Annotated in this window: 19 protein-coding genes; 7 read left to right on the top strand and 12 right to left on the bottom strand. The window is 46.8% G+C overall.

Going from position 1 to position 15602, the window contains the following annotated elements; all coding sequences use genetic code 11:
* Positions 1 to 211 (bottom strand): hypothetical protein (locus QUB08_RS17665; protein WP_333225927.1); only part of this gene is annotated, 211 nt, incomplete at its 3' end.
* Between QUB08_RS17665 and QUB08_RS17670 the strand changes: the two genes are divergently transcribed.
* Positions 201 to 1613, top strand: coding sequence for an ATP-binding protein (locus tag QUB08_RS17670; RefSeq protein ID WP_333225928.1), 1413 nt, complete (start codon positions 201 to 203; stop codon positions 1611 to 1613). The genes QUB08_RS17665 and QUB08_RS17670 overlap by 11 nt on opposite strands.
* A 406-nt stretch (positions 1614 to 2019) precedes the next feature.
* Here the strand turns inward: QUB08_RS17670 and QUB08_RS17675 are convergent, their stop codons facing one another.
* A complete protein-coding gene (locus QUB08_RS17675; RefSeq protein ID WP_333225929.1) occupies positions 2020 to 2619 on the bottom strand; it encodes a cytochrome b/b6 domain-containing protein in 600 nt (199 codons plus the stop codon).
* A 197-nt stretch (positions 2620 to 2816) separates the two neighbouring features.
* On the opposite strand from QUB08_RS17675, the gene QUB08_RS17680 reads away from it, so the two are divergent.
* Positions 2817 to 3398: a manganese efflux pump MntP family protein gene (locus tag QUB08_RS17680; RefSeq protein ID WP_333225930.1), complete on the top strand. Its 582-nt coding sequence runs from the start codon at positions 2817 to 2819 to the stop codon at positions 3396 to 3398.
* 162 nt (positions 3399 to 3560) lie between these two features.
* Entirely contained in the window at positions 3561 to 4115 is a 555-nt protein-coding gene (locus QUB08_RS17685) for a glutathione S-transferase family protein (protein ID WP_333225979.1), read from the top strand.
* Positions 4116 to 4288: 173 nt separating this feature from the next.
* On the opposite strand, the gene QUB08_RS17690 is transcribed toward QUB08_RS17685, so the two are convergent.
* The 3 genes from QUB08_RS17690 to QUB08_RS17700 form a co-directional block, all read right to left on the bottom strand.
* Entirely contained in the window at positions 4289 to 4426 is a 138-nt protein-coding gene (locus tag QUB08_RS17690) for a photosystem II reaction center protein K (RefSeq protein WP_006634808.1), read from the bottom strand.
* Positions 4427 to 4486: 60 nt separating this feature from the next.
* Positions 4487 to 5617, bottom strand: coding sequence for a tRNA guanosine(34) transglycosylase Tgt (gene tgt, locus QUB08_RS17695; RefSeq protein ID WP_333225931.1), 1131 nt, complete (start codon positions 5615 to 5617; stop codon positions 4487 to 4489).
* A gap of 234 nt (positions 5618 to 5851) precedes the next feature.
* The gene (locus QUB08_RS17700; protein WP_333152995.1) at positions 5852 to 6301 is read right to left on the bottom strand and encodes a hypothetical protein; all 450 of its coding nucleotides are present in this window, start codon (positions 6299 to 6301) and stop codon (positions 5852 to 5854) included.
* Between the two features lie 261 nt (positions 6302 to 6562).
* Here QUB08_RS17700 and cobS point away from each other — a divergent pair, with 261 nt between their 5' ends.
* Complete coding sequence (gene cobS / locus QUB08_RS17705; RefSeq protein WP_333109446.1) at positions 6563 to 7360, top strand: adenosylcobinamide-GDP ribazoletransferase; 798 nt, start codon at positions 6563 to 6565, stop codon at positions 7358 to 7360.
* Here cobS and QUB08_RS17710 read toward each other — a convergent pair.
* Positions 7357 to 7983 (bottom strand): hypothetical protein, encoded by a 627-nt coding sequence (locus tag QUB08_RS17710; protein ID WP_333225932.1) that lies wholly within the window; start codon positions 7981 to 7983, stop codon positions 7357 to 7359. The genes cobS and QUB08_RS17710 overlap by 4 nt on opposite strands.
* 241 nt (positions 7984 to 8224) lie before the next feature.
* On the opposite strand from QUB08_RS17710, the gene QUB08_RS17715 reads away from it, so the two are divergent.
* Complete coding sequence (locus QUB08_RS17715; protein ID WP_333109450.1) at positions 8225 to 8524, top strand: hypothetical protein; 300 nt, start codon at positions 8225 to 8227, stop codon at positions 8522 to 8524.
* 340 nt (positions 8525 to 8864) lie between these two features.
* On the opposite strand, the gene QUB08_RS17720 is transcribed toward QUB08_RS17715, so the two are convergent.
* Both QUB08_RS17720 and QUB08_RS17725 read right to left on the bottom strand, forming a co-directional pair.
* Positions 8865 to 10616, bottom strand: coding sequence for a hypothetical protein (locus tag QUB08_RS17720; RefSeq protein ID WP_333225933.1), 1752 nt, complete (start codon positions 10614 to 10616; stop codon positions 8865 to 8867).
* A gap of 80 nt (positions 10617 to 10696) precedes the next feature.
* The gene (locus tag QUB08_RS17725; RefSeq protein WP_333225934.1) at positions 10697 to 10864 is read right to left on the bottom strand and encodes a hypothetical protein; all 168 of its coding nucleotides are present in this window, start codon (positions 10862 to 10864) and stop codon (positions 10697 to 10699) included.
* A 126-nt stretch (positions 10865 to 10990) separates the two neighbouring features.
* Between QUB08_RS17725 and QUB08_RS17730 the strand changes: the two genes are divergently transcribed.
* Both QUB08_RS17730 and QUB08_RS17735 read left to right on the top strand, forming a co-directional pair.
* Positions 10991 to 11221 carry a hypothetical protein gene (locus QUB08_RS17730; protein WP_333225935.1) on the top strand — a complete coding sequence of 77 codons (231 nt, stop codon included), beginning with the start codon at positions 10991 to 10993 and terminating at the stop codon, positions 11219 to 11221.
* A gap of 50 nt (positions 11222 to 11271) precedes the next feature.
* Positions 11272 to 11484, top strand: coding sequence for a hypothetical protein (locus tag QUB08_RS17735; RefSeq protein WP_333225936.1), 213 nt, complete (start codon positions 11272 to 11274; stop codon positions 11482 to 11484).
* An 858-nt stretch (positions 11485 to 12342) separates the two neighbouring features.
* Here QUB08_RS17735 and QUB08_RS17740 read toward each other — a convergent pair.
* From QUB08_RS17740 to QUB08_RS17755, 4 genes are all read right to left on the bottom strand, one after another.
* Positions 12343 to 12744 carry an MgtC/SapB family protein gene (locus QUB08_RS17740; protein ID WP_333085418.1) on the bottom strand — a complete coding sequence of 134 codons (402 nt, stop codon included), beginning with the start codon at positions 12742 to 12744 and terminating at the stop codon, positions 12343 to 12345.
* 103 nt (positions 12745 to 12847) lie between these two features.
* Positions 12848 to 13504, bottom strand: coding sequence for a hypothetical protein (locus QUB08_RS17745; protein ID WP_333225937.1), 657 nt, complete (start codon positions 13502 to 13504; stop codon positions 12848 to 12850).
* Positions 13505 to 13840: 336 nt separating this feature from the next.
* Positions 13841 to 14806 carry a BadF/BadG/BcrA/BcrD ATPase family protein gene (locus QUB08_RS17750; RefSeq protein WP_333225938.1) on the bottom strand — a complete coding sequence of 322 codons (966 nt, stop codon included), beginning with the start codon at positions 14804 to 14806 and terminating at the stop codon, positions 13841 to 13843.
* Between the two features lie 72 nt (positions 14807 to 14878).
* The gene (locus QUB08_RS17755; RefSeq protein ID WP_333225939.1) at positions 14879 to 15235 is read right to left on the bottom strand and encodes a zinc ribbon domain-containing protein; all 357 of its coding nucleotides are present in this window, start codon (positions 15233 to 15235) and stop codon (positions 14879 to 14881) included.
* Positions 15236 to 15602 lie beyond the last annotated feature (367 nt).

Below are 15602 nucleotides of genomic sequence, written 5' to 3' on the forward strand. Positions count from 1 at the left end.
GCACAGATATTTTTCCTACAGTGAAGGTATGAAAATCCTTAGTCATCAAAGCCAGAACTGCGGAATGTGGGTTAGAACAAGCTGAATGGTCGATCGCCCTCGTAATTCCCGGCGACAATCTCGAAAAAGAACTCCTTCCTTTCAAGATACTAGCAGTAGCCGCCGGCGTACTTGCGGCCGCAGCTATTTTCTCCGCAATTGTGGCGCTCAAGCTGTTTGCCCTAAATGGCATTCGCAGTCACACAGAAGCCCTTCTCCACCGCTTGACCGGCCGCATTCGCGCTTGCTTGGACCTCGATCGCATCCTCCAAACTACAGTAGACGAACTCGGTACTTTACTGAAGCTCGATCGAGCAATTTTCGCATGGTACGACCCCCGACAAGATACTTTAGAATTTGGCTGGGAATATTGCCGGGAAGGTTTGCCGGGGCGCTTGGGAATCTTTGGTGTTCCAGGAGGGCCCTCTGGAGATTTAGCTGCACGGCTTCACCGCTGCGAAACGATACTGCTATATAAAACCGCTTCCCCTGATGCCACAGCGTCTGAGGAACACGCCCATATCGAACTCACAAATAGTCACTACGCAGCAGTACCCGTACTAACTGAGAATCATCGGCTTGGATATCTGTTCGCCTGTGCAAACCGCCGATTTGCGACTCCCGACGAGGTGCAAGTTTTGGAAGCAATTGCCGACTCGCTGGCGATCGCAATTTCCCAATCCCAACTCCACGGGCAAATTCAAGAAGAACTCAAACTTTTGGAAGAAGTATTAGCCAAACTCAGAATCACCGAAGAGCATTTAGTACAAAGCGAAAAAATTACAATGGTGGGTCAACTAGCCGCCGAAGTTGCCCAGGAAATCAATAACCCGATTAACTTTATTTACGGTCGCCTGATACACCTCAACGATTATATCAAAGATTTGCTTAGTATAATTCGCCTCTATCGCGAACAATATCCCGAACCTGTGCCGCGAATTGCCAAAAAAATAGAGCGTTGCGACCTAGATTTTATCAGTCAAGAGTTGCCGCAAATCCTCAATTTTTTGAAAATAGGAGCCGATGGCATTCGCCAGATAGTCCTGGCTTTGCGAAAATTTTCACTTCCTGACGAAGCCAACAAAGAACACGCCAACGTTAATGAGAGCATCGACAATCTTTTGCTGTTGCTGGCTCACAGACTGGAGCAAAAAATATTAGTAGTCAAGGAGTACAACAACCTGCCACCAATTTTGTGTTATCCCGGTCAACTGAGCCAGGTATTCGCGAGTCTCATCATCAATGCTATAGATGCAGTTAAAAATATTGAAAATTCCGCTCAACTTATTACAATCAAAACCGATATTTTCGAGGATGATACAGGCAGGTTTATTGTTGTATCGATCGCCCACAATGGCTCTATAATTACGCAGGAAATTCAACACAGAATATTTGAGGATTTTGGTACTAATAAATCATTTAAAAATTTTACAGGGTTGGATCTGTCGGTTTGCTATAAAATTATTGTAGAATTGCACGGTGGCAGCCTGACAGTTGAATCTCCGGTTCAACCTCAAATTAAATCTCAAACTGGGGGCGGTGCTGAGTTTAGGGTAAAATTGCCGATCGTTTGATATCGCATTTTGCCGCCAGGGAAACCCGTCGCAAATCTTGCTAGTAAGCGGCGCGAAAAGCTTAATTTCGCTTCATAGGATCGTCAATTAAATAATTTCCCTTTTTTCTTGTGGGATGGGCGTCCCGCCCGCCCAGAAAGGACGGGCGGGACGCCCATCCCACAACAGTCATGAAAAGTGGATTTTATTTAATTCTCATCCCATAGTCAAGACTTTAGTCGTCATAAAACGGAGGGCTGAAGTCCTCAGTATAGAGCTAACGATCATTTGTTAAGAAAAATTGATAGCATAGGATTAGGGAAATAATAAAGGTGCAACCACAGCAAACAACCAGCCTCCCATTACCAAGACTTCCGCAACAATTAATAAAATATTTCTGTTCATTTTTAAATTAAGCATTTTCACATTAAGAGCGATCGACAAAAGAGCGAATTTTCTTCCACCAAGCAGCCGGCGAATCTTCCTGGCGATATGCGGCATCAAACATCGACAAAATTAGCGGCAAACCCCCCACCTTCGCACTCATCAACAAGTGCATTGCCAGACAAAATACCAATACCACCCAACCAGAAGCGTGTAAATAATACCAAACCTGCGTCAATTCCCCAGCCGGCAGCCATTCTTCCTTAACCATACTGCCAGAAGCGATCGCCCAAGTCAGTGCCAGCAACATCAATGTATTAACAATCCGGTGCAAACTGTACCACCAAATCGGTTTTCCCAACTGCGTTAGTTTCCCAAAAGAATCCGGCTGCACCAAGCGTTTTTGACCTGCGTGGAAACTGTACAATGCAAAAGTCGGCATTATTCCTAACAGCAACATCTTGCCAAAGGTACCGTGAATCCCGATAATATCTGCAATTTGAGGCACGGGGACTTTGCCAAACCGCCCATCGTAGGTGTTGTAAACCAGAAATGCGCTCAAAATTGCTAAAAGGGCGATCGCAGCGTTAACCCCATGCAGTAATCTGAGCAGCAATGGCTGGTAGGGTCTAGATTGCGGCATAGTCAATTCTGTTACTTGATAAATAATCTTTTACACAATACAGTTAAGCGCTGAGTTTTTCAACCCTCGCCAATTGTGAAATAAATGTGAGTCAAAAATGAAGAGATTATGATAATAACGCAATTGTATCAAAATTAAGTGTAAACTAAAACAGTCAAGAGGAACACTTTATTTATAACACCTAACACTTTACAAAAATGGATGCAGCCACTACCATCTTACTTTCCTTGGGACTAGCAGCAGATGCTTTTGCTGTCGCTGTTTCAAGCGGCTTAGCAATCAAACACATGAAGGTCAATAAAGCTTTAAAAATTGCCTTATTTTTCGGATTTTTTCAAGCTTTAATGCCCGTAATAGGATGGTTAATCGGTCTTAGTTTTAGTTTTTTGATAACACCGATCGACCATTGGATAGCTTTTGGGCTTTTGAGTTTCATTGGCGGGAGAATGATTTACGAATCGCTGCAAGGCGAAGAATGCGAGAAAAAGTTCAATCCCTTAGATACGGGGACTTTGATAACGCTTTCGGTGGCGACGAGTATCGATGCCCTCGCAGTTGGCATCGGATTTGCTGTCCTGAAAGATTCTATTGCTATTGCGGTGACTGCGATCGGATTTATTACTTTCTTTTTAGCCTTTGCAGGCGTGTTTATCGGACACAAGTGCGGCAACTTGTTTGCTAATAAAATTGAGATATTGGGGGGAGCAATATTGATTTTCATTGGCAGCCGAATCTTGTTTATGCACTTGACAGAGGTGCCATTAGTCATTAGTCATTAGTCATTAGTCAGCAGTCATTAGTCAGCAGTCATTAGTCAGCAGTCATTAGTCAGTAGTCATTAGTTGAACAGTGACATCAAAGTCTCTGTTGGCTGCAATTCCCAATTCCCAATTACCAAAAAATGCTATAACAGCAATATTGCGTTAAAGGATAAAAATTTCGTGCTGAAACTTTACGGCGGAGCCCGCAGCAGGGCCTCAATTGTCAAGTGGTATCTAGAAGAAATAGCGGTTCCCTACGAATTCGTCATGCTGGATATGCAAGCAGGGGCACACTTGCAGCCAGAGTATCTCGAAATTAACCCGATCGGCAAAGTACCCGCGATCGCCGACGGAGATTTTAAACTTTGGGAATCCGGCGCAATTCTGCTGTATTTAGCTCAAAAATATGGTAAAATGCCAGACACTTTGGAGCAGCAAGCTCAAATCGTGCAGTGGGTCACGTTTGCTAACGCTACGTTGGGGCCGGGAATATTTACAGAAGCAACTCGCGATCGCGAAACTCCCAAGTTGTTAAAACCGTTAAATGAAATCTTCGAGAAACAGCCGTTTTTAATGGGCGATGAATTTGGCGTCGCTGACGCAGCAGTCGGGTCAATGTTGGCCTACATTCCGATGATGCTAAAACTAGACCTCAGTGCTTATCCGGCCGTTGTAGATTACATCAAGCGGATCACAGAAAGACCGGCATTCAAAAGTGCGATCGGCGGTAGCTGAAGGAAGGCACTACACGGATTAATTATTCATCTCTCTCTTCTCTTCCTCTGCGGTCTCTGCGGTCTCTGCGGTTAAATCATTCCGAAACAACCGTAAACGAGATCAGCCCAAAAACTCAACACGTAAAAGCAGGAGCAATTCATAAATTGCCCCTGCTTTTAGCAAAATCAAACTTATCTGAACCCGACAGCCGCCTGCCAAACAAAAGCCAGCAACAAGAAAAATACGGGAATGACCGGCAAAACATTAACCAAAGGCTCAAAAATCGAATAAGCTTCGGGCAGTTTTGCTAAGAGTAATGCAGCTTCCATGAATCAACCTACCTATCCAACACAATTTTCATAATTGTCGCATATCTTTACCCAAGGCAATCATGATTGATCTACTCTCGGTGCAAGCCAGTGGGCAAACTCTTCAGTAAATCGATCGGCCAAAATCGCCTCCCGCATCCTCCCCGTAAAGCGAATTAACTCCGTCACATTGTGAATCGCCAGCAAAGTATAGCCCAGCACTTCGTTAGCCCGCGCCAAATGGGCCAAATAAGCCCGACTGAATTTTTGGCAGGTATAACAAGGACAAGACTCATCCAGGGGAGCAAAATCCTCCCGGAACCGAGCATTTTTCAAACTCCAGCGTTCCCCACCAACAAAAGCCGTCCCGTGGCGGGCCAGCCGAGTCGGAATCACGCAGTCAAACATATCTACCCCACTCGCCACCGCCAACGCCATTTCCCGATAAGTCCCAATTCCCATCAAATAACGCGGTTTATTTGCCGGCAACAGAGGCGCAGTCACCTTCACAATCTCTGCGATCAAATCCCCCGATTCCCCGACACTAACGCCGCCGATGGCGTAGCCTGGTAAATCCAAATCTACCAACTGGTTCGCCGCGCGCGATCGCAAATCGGGGAAAACGCCCCCCTGCACGATTCCGAATAAAGCTTGATCCGGGCGCGAGTGAGCTTGAATGCAGCGTTGCAGCCAGCGGTAAGTGCGATTTGTGGCCGCCTCCACCTCCTCCCGCGTAGCGGGGTAAGGGGGACACTCGTCAAAGGCCATAATCACATCGGCGCCCAACTGATTCTGAATTTCGATCGATCGTTCCGGTGTCAAATTAATCATGCGGCCATCGCGGGGAGAGCGAAAAGTCACCCCATTCTCAGAAATAGTCCGCATTTGGCTCAAGCTAAACACCTGAAAGCCGCCCGAATCCGTCAGCATCGGGCCCGGCCAAGCCATAAATTTGTGCAATCCGCCCGCGCCTGCGACAATCGCTTCCCCCGGCTGCAAGTGCAAGTGATAAGTATTTGCCAAAACCATTTGAGAACCCGCCGCCTCAAGATGTGCCGGGGTCAAAGTTTTGACATTAGCTAGCGTTCCCACTGGCATAAACTTAGGCGTTTCCACAACACCGTGGGGAGTGGCAAAAACCCCTGCACGCGCTTGGGTATGGCTGCAATTAGCCTGACATTTAAAAGAAAATTTCGCCCTGTCCTCAGTCATTAGTCCCCGATGCTCGTTAACCGCTACTCGGCCGTCCGTGTTATCTAATCTATTGTTGTTGACATCGCGACAAAAAACTCATGACCCCGCCCAAAAACGGAGACAAGTTTCCGACAATCGTCGTGGAGGGCAAAAAATTTTAGACCTTAGTTCTACCTCCCAGATTCACGGCGCTGCGAGTAAATCTAAAATCTAAAATCTAAAATCTAAAATCTAAAATCGACTGACTGACGATTAAAAGGGGGAATCATCTTCGTCCAATTGCAGATCCCAGTTGCCTGAGAGTACCTGATCGACAACCGCATCCAAAGCCGCAGCATTTAAATTCCGGGCGAATTGCTCTTGCAAAGGATTGGAGAGGGGAATTAACCGCAACTGCCGTCCCTCTTGAATCAGGTCAAAATAAGCACCATCGACCGGGGACTGTTTCAGTTCCAGGTAATCAAAACTATACACGTTCAAATAAAGCGCATGGTTGGCAATCAGAGTAGAACGGTGGGGGTTGGCGAAGACTTCGAGCACATAACCTTCCCCTTCGCTGTAAATCTGGCCATCTTGTATGTGAAGGTAGCGGACACGTCCTAAATCAAACAGCAATCTTTTGATATCGCGTTTGTTGACGACAATCCCTGTATCGATGATGCAAGGAGCAACTACCCTGTTATTCAATTGATCGTGACTCATGGAGTAAAAGCCTCTGTTGTAATGTATGTTCCCGTCTTGAAAATCAGGGAGTTAGCTAGAATTTTTAGGAATGGAAACGCGGATCTTGAGCTTAGTTATTTTAGAGAGGGAGCTTTGGGATCGCTGCCGACAGAGGTTTTCCGGGGAAAAGAGCGGGCGACAGGAGGAATGCTCGATCCAAAAAACTAGGGTGTTACAGTCCAATTCTGGCACACGCTAATCGATTGACAACTGCCTACCAGATGAAAAATTTTCTATCTTATGGTGCATGATAAATGGGTTCGCTCTACGATCGACTTTTTCCGGAATCAAGGGGCTGCCATCGCAGGCGCAGTCGCTTTTTATACTTGTTTGCCGGTACCGGTGTCTTGGACTTTGGAGTTTCGGGGCATTGCCCGCTTGGCACCGGCGATCGGGCTTTTGATTGGGGGGATGCTGGGGCTGGGGGATGTTGGGTTGCAGTTGTTGGGAATGCCTGCTCTGACTCGATCGGCCTTGGTGGTAGTTTTGGGCATCGCCGTGACTGGGGGGCTGCACCTAGACGGCGCAATGGACGCGGCCGACGGGCTGGCTGTACCCGACCCGGTACGCAGGCTGGAAGTCATGCGGGACAGCGTTACAGGAGCCTTTGGGGCGATGGCTGCGATCGCGATCGTGCTGCTGAAAACTGCCGCTCTTTCGGACTTGAATAACTATCGCTGGCTGGCTTTGATGGGTGTGGCGGGTTGGGGGAGGTGGGCCCAACTGGTGGCGATCGCCCGCTATCCCTATCTCCGGGCCGAGGGTAAGGGAGCTTTTCACAAGGAATCGATTTATTCTCCTTTTGATTTTATCCCAGGTGTGCTGTTGCTGCTGAGTTTGAGCGTGGTGCAAGTTGTCTTGGAGGGCGATCGGTGGCTGTTGGCGGTGGGGATGGCTTTGGGGGGAAGTGCGATCGGAATTTTTGCCGGAGCCTGGTTTAACCACCGTTTGGGCGGCCATACGGGCGATACTTACGGTGCCGTAGTCGAGTGGACGGAGGCTTTGTTGCTGTGTCTTTTGGCCGCTTTGGAAGGTTAAATTGTTTCTGAGTTAACGGCACCGTTCTGCATCATCCAAACGAAAAAGCTGAGGATTTGCTCGACTGGGGGCAGAGGATAGACGGATAAGTCGATCGTCACAGTTTGGTTTTCGAGTTTGATAAATTGCCATTGAATGCCATTACTCACACTCCCATAAATGATGGGGATGTTTTTTTCTTTGGCTTGATTGAAGCGTTGAGCGGCAACCATTTCGGCAATACACTGACCCAATCCGCTTTTGAGGTCGGTCTTTTTAGCTTCGACAATTACAACGGCGGGGGCTTCAATTTCTAGGACTTGGGACGATCGCGCTAGCAGAAAATCAAACACTCCATTCAGTCCGACAGCTTCGTCGATGGTGAAATCTTCGCCGGAAAAAAGGCTAATTTGGCGATCGAGAATCCGCCTCACTTCCAGCAGTACGGGATAGATAATTCCTTCCGATCGCGCTTTTTCACTTCCCGATGTAGCGACGATGGGGAGGCTATCTTTGAGAGTACCGCTGAGAATGTCTGAGGGTGCGATCGGGTTTAGCGGAGGTATAAAGCGAGATCCCTCTTGGACTGTGAGACCGAAAGCTTGTTTCGCTTTGGCGATCGTAGTAAATTGACTGTATGGCATAATTTTTTTAGTTCACCATTATAGGTTTTGTTTGGGTTTAAATTACAGTGTAAATTAGGTTAAACTGTAAAATAGTTACTCTGTTATTGATTGTTGAAACTATTACTTGAGTGCCGAACTATCCGGCTGCCGAAGACTAGAAGAGGCGGAAATCCGAACTCGCATCAGATATGTTTTATCCTGCTGACTGCCAATTGCTGCGTTAAATTATATAAAGCTAACCTCAATTTTTTTGAAAGCTATGGGATACTTGATTGCTGCGATCGTAATCGGAATGTTGATTTGGGCTGCGATCGAGATTGTCCAAACAATCCGCAATTGGGAAACGAATCCCGAAGAGACCACCAGCAAAATTCAAGCTGAAATGGTCCAAGAAACATATCGCGGTCAATTTGGTGCCGATGCGGTGGAGGGAGGGAGTCAGGCTGTCGGAAACGCACTCCATGCCGGCCACTGCGCCGCCGAAGCTGCAGCTTGCGAATCTGCTCCAAGTGCGATCGCTCATGCTGTAGAAAGCTTATCGCACCTGCTGCACCATTAATATCGTGTCTGCTAGCGTAAATTGTGCAAGTGTTTTTGATGCTGTAGGGGCGGGTTTTACCAATAATCTTTGACGCACGCAAACAATCTCATAAACCCGCCCCCCCACAACTAATAACCTATATCAACCTTGACTTTTATCTAAGGGTAAAAATGTAGGTAGAGGTTTACCGTTGAGAGATGGGGCGGGTTTATGGGATGATTAGTTTTTGGCGTAGATAGTTGGTAAAACCCGCCCCTACGAGGTCGCCAATTTTACAAAAACGAACCAATTAAACATGATATAAAAACACAAAATGAATGGAAAAGGCAATTTAATTTTTTCCATTCATTCTCAATTTTTACGCTTTCGGCTCAACCCAAATCGTCATCCCCTCAACCCTCAAACCTTTGCCGCGAGTACCGCAATATTGACCGTTAGCAGTAACAGGAGTATCACCTACATTCTCGATGTGAGCTGTATAAAATACGTCGTACTTATCAGCTTGCGGCCCTGTCAGGCGCGCGGCAAATCCTTCAATACGCTTAGCTTTGCCCCGAAAACCGGCTAGATCCCCTTCCGAGATCCAAGCAGTATCGCCAACTCCTTCAACGTGAGCCATGTACTGCAAATTTAAACCGGCAACGGGAGGCTCTATTTTAATTTGAAATCCTTCCACGCGGAGGCCTTTGCCGCGAGTGCCTGCATATTCTCGATCGCTAAAAGTTCGATCGCCAATTCCTTGAATGTGCGCCAACACTTTTAAACCCACAGGCGCCACTGTTTGGGAACTCGCAGACGGCGCGATCCAAACTTTGATGCCCTCTATTCTCAAAGCTTTACCGCGAGTGCCACAATATTCGCCGTTGGAGGACACGTCGGTGTCGCCGATATTCTGAATGTGAGCGCTATAAAATACGTCGTATTTATCAGCTTGCGGCCCGCTCAACCGCACCGCAAATCCTTCAATTCGTTTCGCTTGACCCCGAAAACCCGCCAATTCTCCTTCGCTGAGCCAAGGAGTGTCGCCAACACCTTCGACGTGAGCCATGTACTCGACATTTAAGCCGGGAATTGGCGGATCGATATTAATTTGAAATCCTTCGACGCGCAGCCCCCGCCCCTTAGAACCCGCGTATTCTTGAGAACCGAAAGTTTGATCGCCAATTCCCTGAATGTGCACCAAAACTTTGATTCCCAAACCGCCCTCTACTGCTACCGCTGGTTGAATGTCCCGAGGTGCGCCAAAAACAATGTTCCCGGAACCGGTTGTCTGAAGAGACTTAGGTACTTCCACGCTGGGAACAATAATTACCTCGTGCATGGGGACAGAAGGTGCGGGGGATTCCAAAATCTGGATCTGTGGCGCAACTGTAACTTGTTTCGGTGCGACATTTCCTGACGGGATGACAATCACTTCTGGCAAAGGTTCGGCGCTGATTTTTTGTTCTGGCGCTGCTTTAAATGCTGGTTCGACTTTTGCAGGTGCTGCTTTTACCATCTCAGCAATGGTTAATTTGCCTCTGGAAATGGCTACGGCTATTTGTTTGCCAAAAGCGGCGCTGACTGTTTCTTCGAGAATGACCCACTGTTCGTCATCTAATTTGTCTTGCTGTTCCACCAGGGCGAGCACTGCTGAAACTGGGTGTTTGCCGCTGACTAAGGATTCTGCGTCGGAATGCAGTTGAGTTGGGGTTGATTCGGAAATCGCGCGTTGCAGTTCGCGGGCTCTGGCATGAACTGATTGTAAGGGCGCGAAGTCGCTTTGTTCGCGGTGGGCGATCGCCAATACTCGATCAATCACTTTCAATGCTGCATCGCGAATTTCTGCTTTACCTTCGGAAGCTGCGGCAGTCTCGACTAAGTTTTGAATGTCTTTGAGGGAAGTAATTTCTCCTGGGGCGATACCGGATTTGTTGAGTTCGAGAGCTTGTTTTTGGACTGTGGCAAAGTTGCGACTGTAGGTGGCTACTTCTTGCAGCAAGCTGTCAGAGGGAGGAAGGCCGGAGTTTTGCAGTTGCTTTACTGCTTGGGATAGGCGATCTGCCAAATTAGCATAAGTTTCCGATAGTCGGGCTATTTGTTGTAGCAAATCTTTATGTGGTGCTTCCATATGTCTTGCCGTAAATATTTAACTTGCTGATTATAGACGTTGAGCGTCTTCTGAAGGTAGAAGGCAGTAGTCATCAGTCATTAGTCCCAGGGAAGAAGAAAAATGCTCCCACTCTCCGACTCCCCCACTCGGACACTCTCCGACTCCCCCACCCAGACACCCGGACACACTCCGACTCCCCACACTCCGACTCCTCCTCTGGCATCCCCCGCGTGATCGCCGTCACAAGCGTGCAAATACTTAGTCACACTCTGCGACTCCGGCTGTCACGAGTGGCCAGTAACAATGTCACACATATCGAGCAATAGCCGTCACTGCTGATTCTGTGAAAACAGTTGATACTTAGGCTTGAACCAATAAAATCCCGAAGTGTTATGGTACTAATTCGCGACCTCGCCCAGCAAGCTCTGGCTCTAGGCTATCTAACCCTTGAAGCCGAAAATCAACTGCGGCGGATGTTAACTACCACCAAATATGACTTGGAAGACTTAAATGCTTTTATGGCTTTGCAACTAGCAGCTATGTCCGGAGGAGTGAAACAAGAGTCTCGCGAGGTGAAAAAATTTGAAATCTTTGGCGAGACGGCTTCCGAAACTTCCTGTTAGCAATTAGTTGGATTTTGATTAGTTAAAATTTAGTAAGGGACTTTTCTACCGTGCAGATTCGTGAAGTTGTCAAACAAGCTATTGCCGCTGGATATCTGAGTTTGGAAGCAGAAAATGAAATGCAGAAGATTTTTTCCTCAGCCAAGTGTGATTTGGAAGATTTGAATGCTTTTATGAGCTTGCAGTTAGCTGCGATGGCTGGTCGCGTGAGGCAAGAGTCTTTGGAAGTGATTAAAATGCCCATTTTTACGGATAGAAATTAATTTTTTATTCTGTTGGCTGGCAAAATAAATATTAATTTTTCTATTCAAAAAATGCTGGTAAGATATAATTATTATTTTGATGATTTATATACTAATTAATTTAAAAAATATTGGTATTTTTGTTCAAGGGTGTTGAGCAAATTAACTAAAATTGACATAAATATTTAAATGAATATTTAAGTGGATTTTGATTGTTTTTTTGTGGGATGGGCTCTCGTAGCCCGAAGGCGTGTATTTTCACAGCAGGCGGAACACCCCACAATATATTAGTGTCAAGTTAAGCTTTTAGTCCGCCAGTCCTCCCGCTCACCCGGCAGTTCGCCAGGGAATGAATTCCACGGGGCTTATAGCTAAAGTCCTCTCACTCAAAGAGGACTGAAGAACTCATTAGTCCTCATAGCGAGGACTTTCGCTTTGAGGCTCTTGTTGAAACCCTTGCCGGACTGAGGGTTTAACGTGTTTGTTGACACCAATGCCCACAATAATCATCCTCAAATTGTGTAACGCCCCTTTTTCACCATCTTGACAGGTATGGCTGGGATGATGGCAAACAATTTATGATCAATGATTAACTGGACTTGGTAAGCTGTGTTGCATCTAGATTGCCTATGGTATTAGAGAGGGAGAGGGGGAGAAGAGGAGAGGGGGAGAGGATTTGACGATTTTTGATGGGGACTCGAAATATACAATTTAAATGCACAACAGCTTATGAAACAGCTAATATGATTTGCCTTCCATCGATCGCAATAAAATTAGTTAGTAGTGAGGACTTTAACCGTCATAAAACTAGCTCGTACTTCCGTCGTCACTATAAACGTTATAACGGTTATAATACCCATTTTTATATAATCACTGAGACTATTTTCTACGACTCCGACGCTCTAACTCTTTAATTACTCTCAGAACAAACAGCGACATTAAAGCGCCAATTAATGCCAGTTGCCACAACCCGCATCCAGCAGCAGTTCCTAAAGCTGCTGATACCCAAATAGCGGCGGCAGAGGTGAGCCCGTGAACTTCAACTTTGCCTCTTTCCTGGTGATTTTGCCGCAGGATTTCTCCGCCTCCCAAAAACCCAATTCCCGCAGCAATGCCTTGAATTACGCGCGCTACAGCATCTCCTCCGTTTTCATTTTTACCCATTGCCAGCGGCATTAAAACAAACAGCGCACAACCCATACTAACTAGCATATGAGTTCTCAATCCCGCTGGTTTGTTTCTGAGTTGGCGCTCCCATCCAATAATTCCGCCAACAAACATGGCTAGGCACAACCTTAACAGTATGCCTAGCCAATGATCGGGAGACCAAAAGTTAGCGATCGACAATGTTTTACTGCAAATAATTAATCCGAATAGCCCAATATTAGCGGAGCACGATGTCCGATCGCAATCTCACTGCCAAATCTTGTTCCGGGCGAATCACGAGTACGTCAACACTGCGCCGCCCCAACAATACTCCAGCTAAAGCGCCGATCCCAGCGCCTCCTAATACTTCTTCCGTCGCGATCGCTTTGTCGCCGGTAATGCCTGCTAGTGCTGCTGCTGCTGCTGCACCCAAGGCTGCACCTTGCGCTACTGAACCTGTGCCAGCACCTTTTTGGACTCTTTCGGTTCGGGTAATAATTCCCGAATAGCCATCAATCCGATAGCGTTGGCGGCGGCTGATAATTAACTCTCTGGCAACAAATTGAGTGCCGATTTGATTGCCTCTTCTGACAGGTTGCAGTGCCCCGACTATCTGGCTGCCTCCGGGGATTAATACTCTGCCTTGAGGTGTGCGGATGTCTTGCGCTACTGTTAAAGTTAAAGGTGAAGTTTCTTCGCGGGTGACAACTATTTTGTCTTTTTCATAGCTAACTGGAATTACACTGCCCGACGGAATTCGGATGCTATCAAATTGGGAAATTCGTTGTTGGGCTTCTGCGGGAGTAGCTACCACCAGCGGCGCGCTGCTTCCAACTGTAATGCCCAGTGCGAGGATTGCTGCTGTTGCTGAACGCCATTTTTGAGAAGTAATCATATAAATTGTCTCCTTGCTTCGGTTTTTGTTTACTTAGGAACGCACTACTGCTAAATTTGTTTCTGGTTTCGCATTCATTTGATGTTTTGATTATGGCCGGCTGGAATTCTACCAGTTGGGAAGATAAGGTCGATAATCAAGAATTTTAAAATTTGGAAAAATCGAGAAAATCCGCAAGACAGGGGCGATCGGGAAGATAAGGAAGATAGTCAACACTCAACAGCCAGTCGATTTGAGATTTGAGATTTGAGATTTGAGATTTGAGATTTGACTCCACAGATGGATCGGGAAGCTGGAAAGTAGGTGTAAAATATTTCGCTTGTCAACAGTCAACAATTAATTGTTGAGAGCGTTTAAAGCTAGCAATCCAGCACCGAAAGCTGGTTCGTATCGGGGCGAAATTACCTTAGCTTTTGGGGCGATCGCACTTATTGCAGCTTCAAACCGACCTCGGCAATTTGCCTCTCCACCCCACACACCTCCTACAATCACAATTTCAAATTCTTCTGTTTGGTTAAATAGCGCTGAAATGGCTATTTTTGTGGAATAGGTTAATTCTGCCACAGCATTATTGATAATGCAGTCAGCGACGCGATCGCCCTCTGCTGCTGCTCGATCGACAATCGGCGCTAAAGCAGCAATTTCTTTGACTCCCCAACCGCGCCCGTAAACGACTTCTACCAATTCTTCTAGGTTATTGAGGCCTAAATGCTTTTGAAATTTTTCCGCAAGCATGGTAAAATCTTCGCGTCCGTCATAGAACTTCAAAGCAGCTTGCAAACCGTGAAGGGCGATGTCGTATCCGCTGCCTTCATCGCCTAAAATATATCCCCAACCGCCGACTCGTTTAGTTTTCCCTTGACGGTTTTGCCCAAAAACAATCGAACCGGTTCCTGAAATAACGGCGATACCCACTGGATAACCTGTACCGCCAGCAAGTGCGATCGCGCAGTCGCTGCTAATTACTATATTCCTGGGCAGGAACGATCTGGTTACTGGTAAAGTATTCGTCAACTGCAAGTTCTGCACTACAAATTGCACTATTTCACGATCTTTTGGACGCCCGACGCCTGCTAGTCCCAGACCAATTGCTTCTATGTTGAGATTGCTATTCGTCTCGATTTTAGCGGACAGAACTGCTCGTTCTATCGCCAATTGGATGGATTGTTTTGCTGTCTCAATTCCCAGGGTTTGATAATTTGACGGCCCTGCTTCACCCCGTCCTAAAACAAGGTGGTTGTCATCCATTAAAAGGCAGATAGTTTTAGTGCCGCCGCCGTCGATGCCGAATACGTAGCTCATGAATAATTTAGAGAATAATAGAGCAACCCAGATTAACAGAGATATCTCTATTCTACGCTTTGTACAATCCGATTAAATCGACAGAGCAATGCTAATAATAATTAAACCTAATAAAGCTAACCAAACCAGATGGCGCTGACACCAATTTTTGATCGATTGCAGCCAGCCGCCGCTGATGTAACGGCTCGTCTGTGGCACAAGTGGCTCAGCTTGATTGTGATAAAGCGTGCATTCTTTGGCAAAGGGACGCGGCGGGTAGTTGCAAGTGTCGTCTTCGTGATAAATACAGGTAGTGCACAGAAAGTCTTCGGGTTTTGATCTATAAAGAGGGATACCCGGATGACCGAAAGCTTTGAGGGGGATTTTGCAGTGTGGACAGGCGAGCGCTTGGGCGTCTACAGGTTGGTGACAGCGGGGGCAATCAGGCATAGACAGCAGGGTGATGGGGTAATGTGGTGGGTAGGCTCATTAGCGGGTTTTCCGAACGCCGATTAGCGAGATCGCCTCGCCATCAGGCGGCTGGATGCTCCAAAATAGAAAGGTAGGTGTGCGCTGATGTAACTTTAACTACCAGCCGGGAAGTCCCTCGGTATATTTAGAGGGGACACATCTGAGCGCTGCGCGAAGTACCCCGAATAAATTACGCCCGCGTGATGGAAAGAAGCGTCGGATGTCGCGGACGGAAGCCGACAATTAGACTTAGCCACTATGAATCAATCTTCGGGAGTATCTTGATTTTCGATGTACTTCCTAAGTGGTGAAATGGTAAGTTTTGGTGTTGCATTGTGGACATACA

This window comes from Microcoleus sp. BR0-C5, from assembly GCF_036705045.1.
Lineage (GTDB): Bacteria > Cyanobacteriota > Cyanobacteriia > Cyanobacteriales > Microcoleaceae > Microcoleus.

Bases quoted from the DNA above. Each gene is read 5' to 3' on its own strand.
- QUB08_RS17690 (WP_006634808.1), bottom strand. From the start codon at position 4,426: ATGGAAGCTGCATTACTCTTAGCAAAACTGCCCGAAGCTTATTCGATT.
- QUB08_RS17710 (WP_333225932.1), bottom strand. From the start codon at position 7,983: ATGCCATACAGTCAATTTACTACGATCGCCAAAGCGAAACAAGCTTTC.
- QUB08_RS17740 (WP_333085418.1), bottom strand. From the start codon at position 12,744: ATGTTTGTTGGCGGAATTATTGGATGGGAGCGCCAACTCAGAAACAAA.
- QUB08_RS17680 (WP_333225930.1), top strand. From the start codon at position 2,817: ATGGATGCAGCCACTACCATCTTACTTTCCTTGGGACTAGCAGCAGAT.
- QUB08_RS17730 (WP_333225935.1), top strand. From the start codon at position 10,991: ATGGTACTAATTCGCGACCTCGCCCAGCAAGCTCTGGCTCTAGGCTAT.
- QUB08_RS17700 (WP_333152995.1), bottom strand. From the start codon at position 6,301: ATGAGTCACGATCAATTGAATAACAGGGTAGTTGCTCCTTGCATCATC.
- QUB08_RS17720 (WP_333225933.1), bottom strand. From the start codon at position 10,616: ATGGAAGCACCACATAAAGATTTGCTACAACAAATAGCCCGACTATCG.
- QUB08_RS17745 (WP_333225937.1), bottom strand. From the start codon at position 13,504: ATGATTACTTCTCAAAAATGGCGTTCAGCAACAGCAGCAATCCTCGCA.
- QUB08_RS17750 (WP_333225938.1), bottom strand. From the start codon at position 14,806: ATGAGCTACGTATTCGGCATCGACGGCGGCGGCACTAAAACTATCTGC.
- QUB08_RS17675 (WP_333225929.1), bottom strand. From the start codon at position 2,619: ATGCCGCAATCTAGACCCTACCAGCCATTGCTGCTCAGATTACTGCAT.
- QUB08_RS17755 (WP_333225939.1), bottom strand. From the start codon at position 15,235: ATGCCTGATTGCCCCCGCTGTCACCAACCTGTAGACGCCCAAGCGCTC.
- QUB08_RS17715 (WP_333109450.1), top strand. From the start codon at position 8,225: ATGGGATACTTGATTGCTGCGATCGTAATCGGAATGTTGATTTGGGCT.
- cobS (WP_333109446.1), top strand. From the start codon at position 6,563: ATGGTGCATGATAAATGGGTTCGCTCTACGATCGACTTTTTCCGGAAT.
- tgt (WP_333225931.1), bottom strand. From the start codon at position 5,617: ATGACTGAGGACAGGGCGAAATTTTCTTTTAAATGTCAGGCTAATTGC.